This is a genomic window from Candidatus Cloacimonas sp. (assembly GCA_039680785.1).
Taxonomy (GTDB): Bacteria; Cloacimonadota; Cloacimonadia; order Cloacimonadales; family Cloacimonadaceae; genus Cloacimonas.
Map to the genome: position 1 here is coordinate 1 of JBDKSF010000122.1, position 13,995 is coordinate 13,995.

General features: G+C 39.6%; 25 protein-coding genes and 1 tRNA gene. All 26 read right to left on the minus strand.

The window, feature by feature from the left end; translation table 11 throughout:
- Nucleotides 1-1,052 (minus strand): preprotein translocase subunit SecY (secY, locus tag ABFC98_08510; protein ID MEN6446058.1); only part of this gene is annotated, 1,052 nt, incomplete at its 3' end.
- A gap of 1 nt (nt 1,053) precedes the next feature.
- Nucleotides 1,054-1,509 (minus strand): 50S ribosomal protein L15, encoded by a 456-nt coding sequence (gene rplO, locus ABFC98_08515; GenBank protein MEN6446059.1) that lies wholly within the window; start codon nt 1,507-1,509, stop codon nt 1,054-1,056.
- A 2-nt stretch (nt 1,510-1,511) separates the two neighbouring features.
- Nucleotides 1,512-1,697 (minus strand): 50S ribosomal protein L30, encoded by a 186-nt coding sequence (rpmD, locus tag ABFC98_08520; GenBank protein MEN6446060.1) that lies wholly within the window; start codon nt 1,695-1,697, stop codon nt 1,512-1,514.
- Nucleotides 1,687-2,214, minus strand: coding sequence for a 30S ribosomal protein S5 (gene rpsE, locus ABFC98_08525; protein MEN6446061.1), 528 nt, complete (start codon nt 2,212-2,214; stop codon nt 1,687-1,689). The genes rpmD and rpsE overlap by 11 nt, the downstream gene beginning before the upstream one ends.
- 9 nt (nt 2,215-2,223) lie before the next feature.
- Nucleotides 2,224-2,595, minus strand: a complete 372-nt coding sequence (rplR, locus tag ABFC98_08530; protein ID MEN6446062.1) for a 50S ribosomal protein L18 — start codon at nt 2,593-2,595, stop codon at nt 2,224-2,226.
- 15 nt (nt 2,596-2,610) lie between these two features.
- On the minus strand, nt 2,611-3,183 hold the full coding sequence (rplF, locus tag ABFC98_08535) for a 50S ribosomal protein L6 (GenBank protein MEN6446063.1): 573 nt from the start codon (nt 3,181-3,183) through the stop codon (nt 2,611-2,613).
- Nucleotides 3,184-3,193: 10 nt separating this feature from the next.
- Nucleotides 3,194-3,607, minus strand: coding sequence for a 30S ribosomal protein S8 (gene rpsH, locus ABFC98_08540; GenBank protein ID MEN6446064.1), 414 nt, complete (start codon nt 3,605-3,607; stop codon nt 3,194-3,196).
- 16 nt (nt 3,608-3,623) lie between these two features.
- Nucleotides 3,624-3,809, minus strand: coding sequence for a type Z 30S ribosomal protein S14 (locus tag ABFC98_08545; protein ID MEN6446065.1), 186 nt, complete (start codon nt 3,807-3,809; stop codon nt 3,624-3,626).
- A 10-nt stretch (nt 3,810-3,819) separates the two neighbouring features.
- A complete protein-coding gene (rplE, locus tag ABFC98_08550) occupies nt 3,820-4,365 on the minus strand; it encodes a 50S ribosomal protein L5 (protein ID MEN6446066.1) in 546 nt (181 codons plus the stop codon).
- A gap of 14 nt (nt 4,366-4,379) precedes the next feature.
- Complete coding sequence (gene rplX / locus ABFC98_08555) at nt 4,380-4,685, minus strand: 50S ribosomal protein L24 (protein ID MEN6446067.1); 306 nt, start codon at nt 4,683-4,685, stop codon at nt 4,380-4,382.
- Between the two features lie 23 nt (nt 4,686-4,708).
- Nucleotides 4,709-5,077 carry a 50S ribosomal protein L14 gene (rplN, locus tag ABFC98_08560; protein MEN6446068.1) on the minus strand — a complete coding sequence of 123 codons (369 nt, stop codon included), beginning with the start codon at nt 5,075-5,077 and terminating at the stop codon, nt 4,709-4,711.
- A gap of 15 nt (nt 5,078-5,092) precedes the next feature.
- Nucleotides 5,093-5,347: a 30S ribosomal protein S17 gene (gene rpsQ, locus ABFC98_08565; GenBank protein ID MEN6446069.1), complete on the minus strand. Its 255-nt coding sequence runs from the start codon at nt 5,345-5,347 to the stop codon at nt 5,093-5,095.
- Nucleotides 5,348-5,355: 8 nt separating this feature from the next.
- Nucleotides 5,356-5,550 (minus strand): 50S ribosomal protein L29, encoded by a 195-nt coding sequence (gene rpmC / locus ABFC98_08570; GenBank protein MEN6446070.1) that lies wholly within the window; start codon nt 5,548-5,550, stop codon nt 5,356-5,358.
- Nucleotides 5,547-5,966 carry a 50S ribosomal protein L16 gene (gene rplP / locus ABFC98_08575; GenBank protein ID MEN6446071.1) on the minus strand — a complete coding sequence of 140 codons (420 nt, stop codon included), beginning with the start codon at nt 5,964-5,966 and terminating at the stop codon, nt 5,547-5,549. Before rplP ends, rpmC begins: the two co-directional genes overlap by 4 nt.
- Nucleotides 5,967-5,978: 12 nt before the next feature.
- Nucleotides 5,979-6,626: a 30S ribosomal protein S3 gene (gene rpsC, locus ABFC98_08580; protein ID MEN6446072.1), complete on the minus strand. Its 648-nt coding sequence runs from the start codon at nt 6,624-6,626 to the stop codon at nt 5,979-5,981.
- 10 nt (nt 6,627-6,636) lie between these two features.
- On the minus strand, nt 6,637-6,978 hold the full coding sequence (gene rplV, locus ABFC98_08585; GenBank protein ID MEN6446073.1) for a 50S ribosomal protein L22: 342 nt from the start codon (nt 6,976-6,978) through the stop codon (nt 6,637-6,639).
- A 9-nt stretch (nt 6,979-6,987) separates the two neighbouring features.
- A complete protein-coding gene (gene rpsS, locus ABFC98_08590; protein MEN6446074.1) occupies nt 6,988-7,266 on the minus strand; it encodes a 30S ribosomal protein S19 in 279 nt (92 codons plus the stop codon).
- Between the two features lie 17 nt (nt 7,267-7,283).
- Entirely contained in the window at nt 7,284-8,114 is an 831-nt protein-coding gene (gene rplB, locus ABFC98_08595) for a 50S ribosomal protein L2 (protein ID MEN6446075.1), read from the minus strand.
- A 10-nt stretch (nt 8,115-8,124) separates the two neighbouring features.
- The gene (rplW, locus tag ABFC98_08600) at nt 8,125-8,412 is read right to left on the minus strand and encodes a 50S ribosomal protein L23 (GenBank protein ID MEN6446076.1); all 288 of its coding nucleotides are present in this window, start codon (nt 8,410-8,412) and stop codon (nt 8,125-8,127) included.
- The gene (gene rplD, locus ABFC98_08605; protein MEN6446077.1) at nt 8,409-9,044 is read right to left on the minus strand and encodes a 50S ribosomal protein L4; all 636 of its coding nucleotides are present in this window, start codon (nt 9,042-9,044) and stop codon (nt 8,409-8,411) included. Before rplD ends, rplW begins: the two co-directional genes overlap by 4 nt.
- Before the next feature lie 10 nt (nt 9,045-9,054).
- Nucleotides 9,055-9,687, minus strand: coding sequence for a 50S ribosomal protein L3 (rplC, locus tag ABFC98_08610; protein MEN6446078.1), 633 nt, complete (start codon nt 9,685-9,687; stop codon nt 9,055-9,057).
- A gap of 2 nt (nt 9,688-9,689) precedes the next feature.
- Nucleotides 9,690-10,016 (minus strand): 30S ribosomal protein S10, encoded by a 327-nt coding sequence (gene rpsJ, locus ABFC98_08615; protein ID MEN6446079.1) that lies wholly within the window; start codon nt 10,014-10,016, stop codon nt 9,690-9,692.
- A gap of 589 nt (nt 10,017-10,605) precedes the next feature.
- A tRNA-Ala gene (locus ABFC98_08620) sits at nt 10,606-10,681 on the minus strand.
- A gap of 275 nt (nt 10,682-10,956) precedes the next feature.
- A complete protein-coding gene (gene gap / locus ABFC98_08625; protein MEN6446080.1) occupies nt 10,957-11,955 on the minus strand; it encodes a type I glyceraldehyde-3-phosphate dehydrogenase in 999 nt (332 codons plus the stop codon).
- Between the two features lie 21 nt (nt 11,956-11,976).
- Nucleotides 11,977-12,519 carry a BglII/BstYI family type II restriction endonuclease gene (locus tag ABFC98_08630; protein ID MEN6446081.1) on the minus strand — a complete coding sequence of 181 codons (543 nt, stop codon included), beginning with the start codon at nt 12,517-12,519 and terminating at the stop codon, nt 11,977-11,979.
- Between the two features lie 175 nt (nt 12,520-12,694).
- Nucleotides 12,695-13,669, minus strand: coding sequence for a class II fructose-bisphosphate aldolase (locus tag ABFC98_08635; GenBank protein ID MEN6446082.1), 975 nt, complete (start codon nt 13,667-13,669; stop codon nt 12,695-12,697).
- Nucleotides 13,670-13,995 lie beyond the last annotated feature (326 nt).

Sequence of the window (13,995 nt, forward strand, 5' to 3'; positions counted from 1 at the left end):
TTCTTACCTGGAATGTGTCCGCCATATTTAATCATATTTTCTGCCATTTCAGTAGGATTCAGCACAATTGCCGTATAGAAATAAGCAAAGAAAATGATGAGTCCGACATATAAAACAGTGTAAAGAACGGCTCCAGGTGATAACCAACGCTGTAAAGTAGTCCAGAAAGTGCTTTTGCCTCCAATGAGTGCAGCAATGGTTGCCGGGAACATTAAAACGCTCTGAGCAAAAATGATTGGAATAACACCGGCAGTATTTACCCGCAAAGGTATATAGGTACTTTGACCTCCGTAAACTTTTCTTCCCACAATGCGTTTGGCATACTGAACGGGAATTTTACGCACTGCTTCGGTTACAAAAATAACGGCGGCTGTAACTGCTACCATCAATAAAACAGCTAAAATTGCCTTCCAAGTGTAACTTGGGTCAACCGATATTTTTTGAAACATTCTTACAAAACCTTCCGGATACCTGGCAATGATACCGGCAAAAATGATCAGTGAAATCCCGTTACCAATTCCGTGCTCAGTTATCTGCTCTCCAATCCACATAACAATCATCGTGCCACTAACCAAAGTAATAATTCCGGTTAAATGAAAAAGAAAATCGGGACGCGGAACTACTCCTCCGGAAAGATTAGTAAGCCACATAGTGATAGTAACAGCGTTGAAAGCGGCTAAAGCAACTGTTCCATAACGAGTTATCTGATTCAATTTCTTTTGTCCGTCGGCTCCTTCTTTACGCAGTTTTTCAAAATAAGGAATAATGCTGCCTAAAAGCTGAATCACGATGGAGGCAGTAATATAGGGCATAATTCCTAAGGCAAATACAGAGGCACGTTCAAAATTCCCGCCGACAAAGAGGTCTAATAAACCAAAAAGAGTATTTCCACCTTCCCGTGCACCTTCAAAAAAAGCTTTCAGAGCTGTAGCATCTACTCCCGGGAGGGGTATAAAACTCCCCAGCCGGTATAAAACAAGAAACAGGGCAGTTAATAAGATCTTTTTCTTTAAGTCCGGAATCCGGAATACATTACCGATCGTTTTTAACAAGTTACACTACCTCCGCTTTGCCACCGTTCTTTTCAATCAGCTCTCTGGCTTTTTGAGAAAAAGCATTAGCTTTGATATAAACGGTTTTGGTGAAATCATCTTTAACTCCGGCTAAAACTTTGACGGGAGTATTGGCTTTTTTCCCTTTGCAGGGAATTAAACCCATCTTTTCCATAGCCGGAATATCCAGTTCTGTTATATCCAGGTTTTGTAAACGATACAAGTTCAAAGTGCGATAATCTTCGCGGAAGATATTTTTAAAACCGCGTTTAGGTAAGCGACGATGTAAAGGCATTTGACCGCCTTCAAAACGGGGCGGAACATTTCCTCCCGCACGGGCTTTTTTACCTTTGTGTCCACGCCCGGCTTGATGTCCCCAACCGGAACCTTGTCCTTTGCCGAGGCGTTTTTTATTCTTTCTACCAGCTGGCGCTTCAAGATTAGATAAATTCAACATTACTATTCCTCCTTCAGTTCTTCAACTTTTAAGAGGTAGCCGACTTTGTCTATCATACCTCTAATAGTAGGATTATCATTATGAATGCGGCTTTTGCCTATTCTTCCCAGTCCGAGAGCTTCGATTACCTTTTTATGTTTTTCCACACGATTTATCGTGCTGCGGATTTGAGTAACTCTAATTTTCATTTCTCTCCTCCTGACCGGTAATTTGAGCCATCGTTTTATTGCGTAAGCGGGAAATATCTGCTAAAGTGCGCATAGATTTTAACCCGTTTATAGTTGCTTTGACTACATTTGTAGGGGTGTTTGAGCCGAGTGATTTGCACAGAATATTTTCAATTCCAGCTGCTTCAAAAATAGCTCTGGCTGTTCCACCTGCAATAACTCCGGTTCCTGGAGCCGCGGGTTTAATCATTACCCGGGAGGCACCAAAACGAGATACAATTTCGTGAGGAACAGTTCCTTTCACAATCGGAACTTTAAACATATTTTTTACGGCTTTTTCTTTGGCTTTGCGAATAGCATCCACGATTTCGTTTGCTTTGCCATTGCCAATGCCAACCTTGCCATGCTTATCGCCAACTACTACAATAGCGGAAAAACTAAAGTTTCTGCCGCCTTTAACAACTTTGGCAACCCGCTTGGTTTCTATTATTTTTTCAATTAAGCTTTCTTCTTCTGAATGGTGTTGTTCGTAATTCATTTTCTCTCCTTAGAAATCCAATCCGGCTTTACGAGCACCTTCTGCAAGGGCTTTTACTCTTCCGTGATACATATAACCGCCACGGTCAAAGGCAACTTTTTTGATTCCAGCGGCGAGGGCTTTTTCACCCAGTTTTAAGCCAACTTCGTAACTTTGTTCAGCTTTCTTCTTTCCATCCAGGGAGTCCATATCTTTGGCTATGGTAGAGAGTGAAATGAGAGTTACACCTTTGGTATCATCAATAATTTGGGCATATATATGTTTCAGAGAACGATATACAACTAAACGCGGACGATCCGGCGTTCCGCTTAAGCGTTTGCGGAGGGCTAAATGACGACGCTTACGCAGTTCTTTTTTTAATTTACAGCTTGGAGTTATCATATCTTTTACCTATCCTTATTTAGTGCCGGCTTTTCCAGCTTTAATGATAATATGCTCATCAATATAACGAATGCCTTTACCTTTGTAATTTTCAGGAGGGCGACAATTACGAACTTCTGCAGCAAACTGACCTACAAGCTGTTTATCAATTCCTTTGATGGTGATGATGCTTTGAAAATCAGAACGGGTTCCTTTGGAACGCGGAACTGCTTCTGCGTTTACTTGTAATTCTTTAGGAATTTCCAGCAAAATATCATGTGAATAGCCAAGCGTGAGTTTCAGCCAAGGTCCTGTAACCTCGGAAGAATAACCAGTTCCATAAATATGCAGAATTTTTTGATATCCTGCCGTTACACCGATTACCATATTTTGAATTAAAGCACGGGTAAGACCATGCAAAGCACGCTGACTTTTGCTATCGTCACTGCGGTGAACTCTTAAAACATTATCTTCAGCTTCAATTGTGATTCCGGGCATCAGGGTTTGTTTTAGCTCACCCAGCTTCCCTTTAATTGTTATAACATTATCGCTGACTTGCACTTGTGTTCCGGGGTCTAATTTAATCGGGGCTCTTCCAATGCGTGACATCTTCTCTCCCTTACCAGACCTTGCAGATATATTCGCCGCCCACTTTTTGAAGGCGGGCATCGCGATCTACCATCACACCTTTGCTGGTAGAAATAATTGCACAACCGGTATGATTATAAACGCAGGGTAATTTATCGGCTTTCACATAAACCCTTCTTCCGGGTTTGGATATTCTTTGGATTCCCTGTAATACAGGTTTTCCGTCATTAGTATAGCGCAGAATTACCTCAATGCGTTTGTAGTTTATTTTATGTTCCGGATCTTTATCAAGAATATGAATACTATTTACAAAATTCTCTTCAGCAAGGATGTTAACCAGTGATTCTACAAGGTTATTATGGTTAACGGTCACTTGCGAATGTCCGGCACGATATGCATTGCGAATTTTCGTCAATGCATCAGCTATCGGATCACTAACGCTCATTCTTTTCCTCTCTTCTTTACCAGCTACTTCTGGTTATTCCAGGTATTTGACCAAGTGATGCATATTTGCGAAAACATAAACGGCACATACCGAAATCGCGCATATAGGCGCGCGGGCGTCCGCAAATCTTGCAACGGTTATATTTTCTTACTTTAAATTTGGGAGTTCGTTGTTGTTTAATGATGAGTGATTTTTTCGCCACTTATATCTCCTTATTCATTTTTTTGGAAAGGCATACCCAGTTCTTGAAGCAGGGCACGACATTCCTCATCTGTTCTTGCCGTTGTTACAATCGTGATATTGAGTCCACGAATAGTATCAATTTTATCATAGTCAATTTCTGGAAATACGGTTTGTTCCTTCAAACCAAAGGAGAAATTTCCCCTACCGTCAAAGGCATCTGCCGGAATACCTCTAAAATCACGAATTCTGGGTATCGCCAAAGAAATTAACCGGTCGTAAAATTCATACATTACCTCATTTCTCAAAGTTACTTTGCACCCAATTGGCATACCTTGACGGAGCTTGAAGTTGGATATGGATTTGCGAGCTTTGGTAACAACAGGTTTGCGTCCGCAGATAATTTCCATATCTTTTACGGCATTATCTAAAAGAGCTTTATTCTGAGTTGCCTGCCCTACTCCCATACTTACAACGATCTTTTCCAGTTTGGGAACTTGGTGGCAGTTTTTATAGCCAAATTGCTTAGTTAAAGCTCCCATCACCTGATTTTTATATTGTTCTTTCAAACGGTTCATTTGTTCCATCTCCTCTACAGTTCGTCACCACTCTTTTTACAAACCCGAATGCGGCGTCCTTCGTGAATTTGATATACCGGCTTAGAAACGGCATTCAGTTTTTCATTGAAGAGCATAACATTGGAAGCATTAATAGGCGCTTCCATTGTAATAATGCCACCTTGAGGATTCTGCTGAGTTGGCTTGGCATGTTTTTTAATCATATGAATTTTTTCTACAATAACCTGTCCGGTTTTGGGAAAGACCTTCAGAATATGACCTTTTTTTCCTCTGTCGTCACCAGCAATCACTTTTACAAGATCGCCTTTTTTAAAGTGCATCTTATTTTTTACCACAATTCCTCCTACAGAACTTCCGGTGCCAGGGAAACTATTTTCATATAGTGGGCTTCTCGCAATTCACGCGCCACCGGTCCAAAAATACGGGTTCCTTTGGGTTCATGTTTTTCGTCAATGATAACTGCCGCATTATCGGCAAAACGAATATAAGAACCATCGGGACGGCGAATTTCTTTACGAGTTCGGACGATAACGGCTTTTTCAACGGTGCCTTTTTTAACTTTTCCGCCGGGGGTGGCACTTTTTATGGCAACTACGATAACATCACCGATAGTTGCATATTTACGCTGTGTTCCACCCAGAACTTTTATACACATTGCTTTTTTCGCACCGGAGTTATCGGCTATATTTAACATTGTCTGAACTTGTATCATTTCAGTATAACTCCTTTATTTGCTTCTTTCCACAATTTTATGTAAAGTCCAGCGCTTACTGGCACTCATCGGGCGAGATTCAATAATTTGAACTACATCACCTTCGTGGGCAGTATTGTTTTCATCATGAGCCATAAATTTCTTATGACGCCGAACTGTCTTTTTATATAGTGGATGGATAAATTGTCGTTGAACACGCACAACTATGGTTTTATCGTTCTTATCACTTACGACAATTCCCTGTTTAATCATTTTATGGGTTGTAGCCACTTTTCACCTCAGTCCTTATTCTCTTTTTCTTTCATAATTGTATATATCCTGGCAATATCATGCCGGATATTTTTAATGCGATCAGGTCTGTCGAGCAGGTTTTTAGATTTTTGGAACCGAAGATTGAACAGTTCTATCCTCAGTTCTTCCAGTTTTGCCTGCAATTCTTCCATACTTAAGTCGCGAATTTCATCTGGTTTCATAATTCTACTCCTTCGCGGGCAATTAAGCGAGTTTTAATCGGCAGTTTATGAGCTGCCAGACGCAGCGCTTCTTTGGCAACATCAATGTCTACACCTTCAATTTCAAAAAGAACTCTGCCGGGGCGAACTACCGCTACCCAATATTCAGGAGCGCCTTTACCTTTTCCCATACGGGTTTCGGCTGGCTTTTTCGTTATTGGTTTATCGGGGAAAATTCTGATCCAGACCTTTCCTTCTCTTTTCATATGACGGGTAATGGCAATACGGCAGGCCTCAATCTGACGGCTGGAAATGAATGAATCTTCAAGGGCTATTAATCCGTAATCGCCAAAGGAGACATTGCATCCTGTCCAGGATAGACCTTTCCTTCTTCCCTTCATCATCTTACGATGTTTAACTTTTTTGGGGGCTAACATTACATATCTCCTTTAACCTAAAATATCACCTTTATATATCCAGACCTTAATACCGATAACGCCATAGGTTGTATTTGCCACTATATTAGCATAATCAATATCAGCTCTTAAAGTATGGAGGGGTGTTCTACCTTGTTTGTAACTTTCGGAACGAGCTATTTCAGCTCCTCCCAAGCGACCTGAAACCTGAACTTTAACACCTTGTGCGCCTTCTTTCATTACATAGCGGATAGCCATTTTCATTGCGCGCCTAAAAGATATTCGTTCTTCCAATTGACGGGCAATTTCTTGTCCCACCAAACGCGCTTCCAGCCAGATTTTATCTACTGGTTCTACATTAATGGAAACAAGGAGTGGGTTCTTACGGTTCTTATTGATGAACACATTTAATTCTGTGCGAAGTTTTTCGATATCTTCTCCCTTCTTACCGATAACTAAACCGGGACGGGCAGTATGAATATCTACGGTTATGGAATTTGTTTTACGGTATATCTTTACTTTTGATACCATCTTATCGCTTAAGCGTTTCTGAATGTAATCTCTGATTTTAATATCTTCCTGGAGAAAATCTACATACGAACTGCCTTCAGCATACCAGACGGAATCGGTTTCTTTATTTATACCGATACGGTAAAGAACGGGATGTATTTTTTGTCCCAAGGTCTTCCTCCTATTCTTCCAAGCTTTGAATTTCCAGAGCAATATGGCAGGTCTGTTTCCTGATCATATAAGCTCTACCCTGTGCACGGGGCATAAAGCGTTTCATTTGTGGACCTTCATCCGCGGTTGCCACAGTTACAAACATCTTAGTTAAATCTATTTTGGGATCCTGGTTTTGGGCATTGGCAATAGCTGAAGCCAATAATTTATTTATTGTAGCAGCTGCTCTGCGATGAGAAAAACGCAAGATATTTTGCGCTTCAGTTACTCGTTTATAACGAATGGTATCTAAAACCAATCGTGCTTTACGGGCTGAACCGCGTGTATGGCGAAGTTTTGCTGTTGCGAGCATCATATTCTCCTATTTCGTCACTTTTTTCTTCTTTTCTTTATGACCACGATAGGTGCGCGTTGGAGAAAATTCTCCCAGCTTGTGTCCTACCATATTTTCGGTTACATAAACAGGTACGAATTTATGACCGTTATGAACACTGAATGTGTGGCCTATGAACAGAGGAGTTATGGTTGAACGACGAGACCAGGTTTTTATTACACTTTTCTTGCCATCAGCATCCAGCACTTCCACTTTCTTCAGCAGATGAGTATCAACGAAGGGTCCTTTTTTAATTGAACGTGCCATTTTCTATAATCCTCTCACTATCTCTTTTTAACCGCTTTCACAATATATTTATCACTATATTTGCGGGTTTTTCTCGTTTTACCACCCTTGGAAGGTTTACCCCAAGGAGAAACAGGATGTCCACCACCGGATGTTTTACCTTCGCCTCCTCCCATAGGATGATCTACAGGATTCATTGCTACGCCGCGAACGGTAGGACGAATTCCCATCCAGCGTTTGCGTCCGGCTTTACCTATTTGGATCAAGGAATGATCTTGATTGCTAACGCTTCCTATCGTGGCAAGGCATTCTTTGCGAATTAAATGAACATCATTGGAAGGCATTTTAATATGGACATAATCACCATCTTTGGCTACTACCTGAGCATAGGTTCCGGCGCTGCGAGCAATTTGTCCACCTTTTCCTCTTTTTAATTCCACATTATGAACTACGCTTCCCAACGGAATTTTTTCCAGCGGGATAGCATTACCGACTGCTATTTCGGCATCGGGTCCGCTCATAATTTTAGCTCCTACTTCCAAACCATCAGGAGCAATGATATATCTCTTTTCTCCGTCCACATAATGCAATAATGCGATGCGGGCTGTCCGATTAGGATCATATTCTATGGTAGCGACTTTGGCAGGAATTCCGATTTTATCTCTTTTAAAATCAATTATCCGATAGTGACGACGATTACCTCCGCCTCTATGACGACAGGTGATTCTGCCATAGTTGTTTCTGCCACCGGTTTTTTGTTTAGTTTTTAGTAAGGATTTTTCTGGCTTATCCGTAGTTAATTCATCAAAGGTATAACCGGTACGAAAACGGAGAGTCGAAGTAGTAGGTCTGTATTTCTTTATTCCCATTATAACCTCTTTATACCTCAAAATCGGCAATTGTATCGCCCTTGCGCAGAGTTACAATTGCCTTTTTCCAATCAGGACGCTTACCGTTATATTTACCTAAGCTCTTGGGTTTGCCTTGATAGCAGATCGTATTCACTGCCAGAACTTTAACGGCAAAAATGCGTTCTATGGCTTTCTTAATTTCAATTTTATTAGCATTACCACTCACTTTAAAGCTATAAGTATTTTGTTTCTGAACCTGATTACTGCTTTTTTCAGTGATTATGGGGCTGATTATTATATTGCGTGGGTGTATCATTGGCTGAATACCTCCTCCACTTTTTTCAGGGCATCGTCTGTCATAACTATATAGCTGCTTTTCAGGACTTCATAGGCATTTATGCTGTCCGCGCGATCAGTCATAACTTTAGGCAAATTACTAAAACTTTTTACAGTGGGGATATGATGTCCCTCTGTTACAATCAGTTTATACCCTTTTTCGGGGATGACTTTATTTAAAAATTCCAATGCCAGTTTTGTGCTTGGCTTAGTAAAATTGAGATTTTCCACGATCATTATTCTGCCTTCGCGAGCGCGGTCTGTTAATGCCACTTTTAATGCTTGGCGTTTCTTGGTGTGTGGAATTTTGTGATACCAGTTTTTCGGATAAATGGGAAAAGCTCTTCCGCCATGCACTCTGACAGGAGATCTGCGTGCACCCACTCTGGCATTTCCGGTTCCTTTTTGTTTAAACAGTTTCTTCGTGCTGCCGGCAGTCATACTTCTATTTTTCTTTTGCACCGTGCCTTGACGCTGATTGGCAAGATACATTGTAACTACTTCATGCAATAAAATCTTGGGTGATTTTACCTCTACCGCAAAGATGGTATCCGGTAAATCAACTTCACCCAAAAAATCACCTTGCATATTATATCTTTTAGCTGTTGTCATCTGTTACCGCCTATTGTTCCTTAAGAATGGTTACTAAAGTATTTCTATGGCCGGGAACGGCGCCTTTTACCATTATCAGATTGTTTTCAGTATCTACTTTTACGATAGTGATATGATGAACGGTTACTTTTGTATTTCCATATTGTCCCGCCATTTTCATACCTTTAAACACTCTTGAAGGTTGAGCACATTGACCAATTGAACCGGGACCGCGAAACGACTCGTGAGACCCATGTGAAGAGATAAATCCGCCAAAATTGTGTCTTTTCATAACACCGGTAAAACCGCGTCCTTTAGATTTGGCAGAAATGGCAACTTCCTCATTATTGTTAAATATGTCAGCTTTCAATTCATCTCCAATCTGGATTTGATCAATATTCTGTTTGTAAGAAGGGCGGAATTCTCTCACATAACGATAAAATGGACTGTTGAATTTTTTAAAATGACCTTGCATCGGTTTGCTTACTTTACGCTCCTGAATTTCTTCATAACCGAGCTGTAATGCTTCATAACCATTTTCGGTCTTGGTTCTTTTACAGATAACTTTACACGGACCCGCTTTGATGACTGTAACAGGAACTACTTTTCCTTCACTGTCAAAGACCTGGGTCATTCCTATTTTTTTCCCAATTAAACCTATCATCATCAGCTCCTTGTGTTCGCTTTGATTTCTACATGAACACCTGCAGGCAAACTTAATTGCTTAAGAGCATTTGTGGTTTGCTGGGTAGGATTAACGATATCAATTAAACGCTTGTGAACCAGCATCTGAAATTGATCCTGACTCTTTTTATCAGCATGCGGGCTACGCAATACAGTATAAATGGAACGATCTGTAGGCAAAGGAATGGGACCGACAATTTTCGCTCCTGGATTGCGAGTGGATTTTACTATTTCAGCTACTGATTTATCCAAAAGACGATGGTCGTATGCCTTTAATTTGATACGGATACGATTATCGCGTTTATTCACCGGAACCTCCAAAAATTAAGGCATAATGCTCCTGTTCAAAATAAGGGAACATTTGAATTGTTCCGTTTTCTAAACAGAAAAGCAAACTGCTGTTTGTTAAGTTTATAGGGCGGAATGAAAAAATTTCCCTTCCGCTATTCCGTTTTAGGGATAACATTGTTCCTCCTAAAGAACTATAAGCCCCTGCAAAATATGGGACTTGTGCTTTACACTCAAAGTGTAATTTTTAATTTAGAACATCAATTTTTATAAAGCTTAAACTGTCAAATCTTTTTTTTGCCTAAAAGGGTCGCCCGCGGAATTCGTCTTTGTCTCAAGACGGATCATTCTTCACTTGCCAAGCTGACTATAGCATAACCGAATTTTATTACCTTGTTCACTTTTATCCAAAGCTGAAGGCAACATTTAATGAACTATAACGATAGTATCTTATCTATATATGGCAAAACTTACAATATACCAGTTATACATTATTAGTCCATTCTCTCATTTTTATCTGTGTAATCAGTGTAATCTGTGAGAGCATAAATCTAATTATTCATCTTTGCGAACTGGTAAAATAGAGAAATTTTTAGATCAAAAAAAATTGTGGTGGAGCTAAGGGGATTCGAACCCCTGGCCTAATGATTGCGAACCATTCGCTCTACCAACTGAGCTATAGCCCCGACACATTTTTAGGAAAAGATTTTGAAGAATAGTATTTGTCAAGCCAAAAGTTTGGCAATCGGAACTTTTCTCAGCTCCGCATCGTCATTATAAATCCACGCTGCTATGCCAATTCAAGTAAGTTATAAGTCATTTTGGCAGTGTGTTTCCTAACTTATTCACTTATCTGAGACAAATGACTTTTTTGACTTTCTCTCTTCTCTTAACTTCCTTTTTTCTTTAAGAAATCTTTTAAAACTTTGTTGCATCTGCTTATTCGGCAGAATACAAGTATTTACAGTTTACTCATATACTCCAGTAGATCTTCAACACGGTTGGAATATCCATATTCATTATCATACCAGCTGAAGACCTTCACCATTTTTCCTTTGGTATAAGTGATCAGCGAGTCAAAAATAGATGAATAGCTACTTCCTACCACATCAATGGAGACGATGGGTTCTTCTGAGTATTGCAGATAGCCCTTCAGATATGTTTCAGCCGCTTCTTTCATTGCCAAATTTACATCTTCTTTAGTCACTTCCGTTGCCAAATTAACACAAAGATCAACTAAAGATCCATCCGGAGTGGGAACGCGAATAGCCACGCCATCCAATTTTCCTTTCAGTTCCGGAATAACTAAACCAATGGCTTTGGCGGCTCCAGTAGAAGTTGGAATCATACTCATCGCGGCAGCCCTGGCTCTTCTTAAATCGCTATGTGGCAAATCCAGAATTCTTTGATCGTTAGTATAGCTATGCACAGTTGTCATCAAGCCGTTTACAATACCAAATTTATCTTGTAAAACCTTAGCTATGGGAGCCAGACAGTTAGTTGTGCAGGAAGCATTGGAGACGATTAAATGTTCTGGTTTTAAAAAGGTCTGATTTACTCCCATTACGATTGTGGCATCAATTTCATCTTTTGCCGGAGCGGTTAAAATCACTTTTTTGGCTCCTGCTTTCAAATGTTTGGAGGCCTTTTCTTTGGAAGTAAAAAGTCCGGTGGATTCAACTACGAAATCAACGCCTAAATCTCTCCACGGAAGAACTTCCGGATCCTTCTCGGCAAAAATTCTGATCTTTTTACCATTTACCACTAAATTGTTTTCTTCGCTGGAAATATTGCCAGGATATATTTTGTGAATGCTGTCATATTTAAAAAGATATGCCAGCGTTTTAGCATCTGTAATATCGTTGATGGCTACTACATTCAATTCGGGATGTTTATCCAATATTACGCGTAAAACCAAACGACCAATGCGTCCAAAACCGTTAATTGCTACACTTGTCATAATATATCTCCTCTTAATTTTTTATATATCGATTAGATAGATAGCTACGGGAACAGCCGTAAAGTGTCTATTCAATCTTTCAACATCGTTTATAAGCTGTTCTCCATAAGATACCCCTGTGGACATTAATTTATGCAATTGATGGCAGGGCACAATTTCTATGCCTACATCTGCTTTATGTTCATTGAAGAAATATTGGAACTTAGCAAGGTCATAAAACATAAAAGGATACTTACCAAACTGAACTTCGATTAGCACCTTACCAAGGCAGAAATCAATTTGCTTGTAAGAGCGAATTATTTTTGTATTATAATTCGGTAACTCTATATTAAAAGTGTCTCTTAGTTCTTTATAACCCAAACTCTGAAATTTATCTTTGAACTGGGCATATATGTCTTTTGGAGAAAATAGTGATTTACTTTTTCTTGTTTTTTCTTTACTAATCTTGGTTTGGGGTGGGGAAATAGCTTTAATTACTTCTTTTACTTCCCCAAGAATTTCAGGGTATTTCACCATCAAAATTTCCAAACCGCCAAAATATGAGTATTCATAAATAAAGTTCATTTTCTCAAACACCAATCAAAACACATACTAAGTGTTTTCGTTTATATCGTTTAAATTCACAATAATCGGTTTCCTCGCTTTCGGTTGTGTTTTTAACATTTCCAAGCAAGCACTTTGAAAATAAATAAAGGTTAGCTTCAGGGCACCCATTATTGCAAATTTTCTGCACTGCGTTTTATAGTAAAATACTATTTTCGGCGCTACCGGACATCTTGCAAAAACCCATAACGGTATTCTGCATTTTTTCTTCACCTTTAACCAACCATTTACGGGGATCAAATTTGCTTTTATCAGGAAGATAAGCAGCCGGATCAACATCGGGAGGGCAGACAATGGCATATTTTTCTTTTTCCCAATATGCTTGAATGGCGGATGCCATATCCATTTGGTAGTGAGTATCCTTATTGATTTTTACTACCCCATTGGCAATAGCGGTTTGTTGTTGCCAGTCAGTTAGGCCTGAAGCACCATGTAAAACCAGTCCTCTTTCCACACTGTTTTTAATCAGCAGGTCATCAATTTCTTTAATCAAATCCAGATGCAAGACAACATTTTCACCTTTTGTAACGCCATGATTGGTTCCTACGGAAGCAGCAAAAAGGTCAACATTGGTTTTAATGACAAATTCCAATGCTTCTTCCGGTTTGGTATAAAGTTCGTCCGCAGAAACAATTTCGTCTTCTGTTCCTTTAATGTGACCGATTTCTCCTTCCACCAAAGTGTTATGTTTATGTGCCAATTCCACCACTTCTTTAGTTATGCGGATATTTTCCTCCAGTTTTTCTGCCGAGGCATCCACCATCACGGAAGAAACAAGGTCATTTTCAATGCAGAATTTAATGAATTCAAAGTTTTTAGGTGTGGCATGATCAATATGTAAACCTATCCCACATTTGGGAAATTGAGAGGCAAAGGTCTTTACGATTGTAGAAATTAATCTGGCACCAACTTGTATGTCTTGCGAAGAACCTGCCGCATATTTACAGGCACCGGTACTCATTTGTATCAAACCATCCGAATTGACGGCAGCATATCCCTGAATTATAGCTCGGATTTGAGTGTCAAAAACAACATTGGATGCGATAATGCCAAAACGCATTTTTTTGGCTTTGAGGAATACCTCTTTAAGTTGTTCACCGCTTAAAAACATTTTATACCTCCAGTATGTAAAAAATCTTCTATTTTATAATCTCAAAAATTCCGTTTATTAGTCAAGAGAAATCTGCAAATTTGCCAAAAATGCCTCTTATTTATTAAGTAGGTAAATGAGCTTTATGGGTTGTAGTAGTTACCTATACAACTTGCCTTCAGATATTGTTGTTCAATGTTTTTCACGCCTTATTCCCAACGGGATTTTGCCTACCCTTTTTTCTGCAACTGCATTATCAGGAGAAAATATTAGTAAACCAAAAAAAAAGAAAAGGGCGAGAAAGGAAGAAAGCGAAAGAGAAAGAAACAAATTTCACAGGAAGAGAG

Bases quoted from the DNA above. Each gene is read 5' to 3' on its own strand.
- rplD (MEN6446077.1), bottom strand. From the start codon at position 9,044: ATGACAACAGCTAAAAGATATAATATGCAAGGTGATTTTTTGGGTGAA.
- rplB (MEN6446075.1), bottom strand. From the start codon at position 8,114: ATGGGAATAAAGAAATACAGACCTACTACTTCGACTCTCCGTTTTCGT.
- rpsS (MEN6446074.1), bottom strand. From the start codon at position 7,266: ATGGCACGTTCAATTAAAAAAGGACCCTTCGTTGATACTCATCTGCTG.
- rpsH (MEN6446064.1), bottom strand. From the start codon at position 3,607: ATGAGCGTTAGTGATCCGATAGCTGATGCATTGACGAAAATTCGCAAT.
- rplN (MEN6446068.1), bottom strand. From the start codon at position 5,077: ATGATACAAGTTCAGACAATGTTAAATATAGCCGATAACTCCGGTGCG.
- rplX (MEN6446067.1), bottom strand. From the start codon at position 4,685: ATGCACTTTAAAAAAGGCGATCTTGTAAAAGTGATTGCTGGTGACGAC.
- rplW (MEN6446076.1), bottom strand. From the start codon at position 8,412: ATGATACACCCACGCAATATAATAATCAGCCCCATAATCACTGAAAAA.
- gap (MEN6446080.1), bottom strand. From the start codon at position 11,955: ATGACAAGTGTAGCAATTAACGGTTTTGGACGCATTGGTCGTTTGGTT.
- rplF (MEN6446063.1), bottom strand. From the start codon at position 3,183: ATGTCACGCATTGGAAGAGCCCCGATTAAATTAGACCCCGGAACACAA.
- rpmD (MEN6446060.1), bottom strand. From the start codon at position 1,697: ATGAAAATTAGAGTTACTCAAATCCGCAGCACGATAAATCGTGTGGAA.
- rplV (MEN6446073.1), bottom strand. From the start codon at position 6,978: ATGCTCGCAACAGCAAAACTTCGCCATACACGCGGTTCAGCCCGTAAA.
- rpmC (MEN6446070.1), bottom strand. From the start codon at position 5,550: ATGAAACCAGATGAAATTCGCGACTTAAGTATGGAAGAATTGCAGGCA.
- rplE (MEN6446066.1), bottom strand. From the start codon at position 4,365: ATGAACCGTTTGAAAGAACAATATAAAAATCAGGTGATGGGAGCTTTA.
- ABFC98_08630 (MEN6446081.1), bottom strand. From the start codon at position 12,519: ATGAACTTTATTTATGAATACTCATATTTTGGCGGTTTGGAAATTTTG.
- rpsE (MEN6446061.1), bottom strand. From the start codon at position 2,214: ATGAATTACGAACAACACCATTCAGAAGAAGAAAGCTTAATTGAAAAA.
- rplP (MEN6446071.1), bottom strand. From the start codon at position 5,966: ATGTTAGCCCCCAAAAAAGTTAAACATCGTAAGATGATGAAGGGAAGA.
- rplC (MEN6446078.1), bottom strand. From the start codon at position 9,687: ATGATAGGTTTAATTGGGAAAAAAATAGGAATGACCCAGGTCTTTGAC.
- ABFC98_08635 (MEN6446082.1), bottom strand. From the start codon at position 13,669: ATGTTTTTAAGCGGTGAACAACTTAAAGAGGTATTCCTCAAAGCCAAA.
- rplR (MEN6446062.1), bottom strand. From the start codon at position 2,595: ATGATAACTCCAAGCTGTAAATTAAAAAAAGAACTGCGTAAGCGTCGT.
- rplO (MEN6446059.1), bottom strand. From the start codon at position 1,509: ATGTTGAATTTATCTAATCTTGAAGCGCCAGCTGGTAGAAAGAATAAA.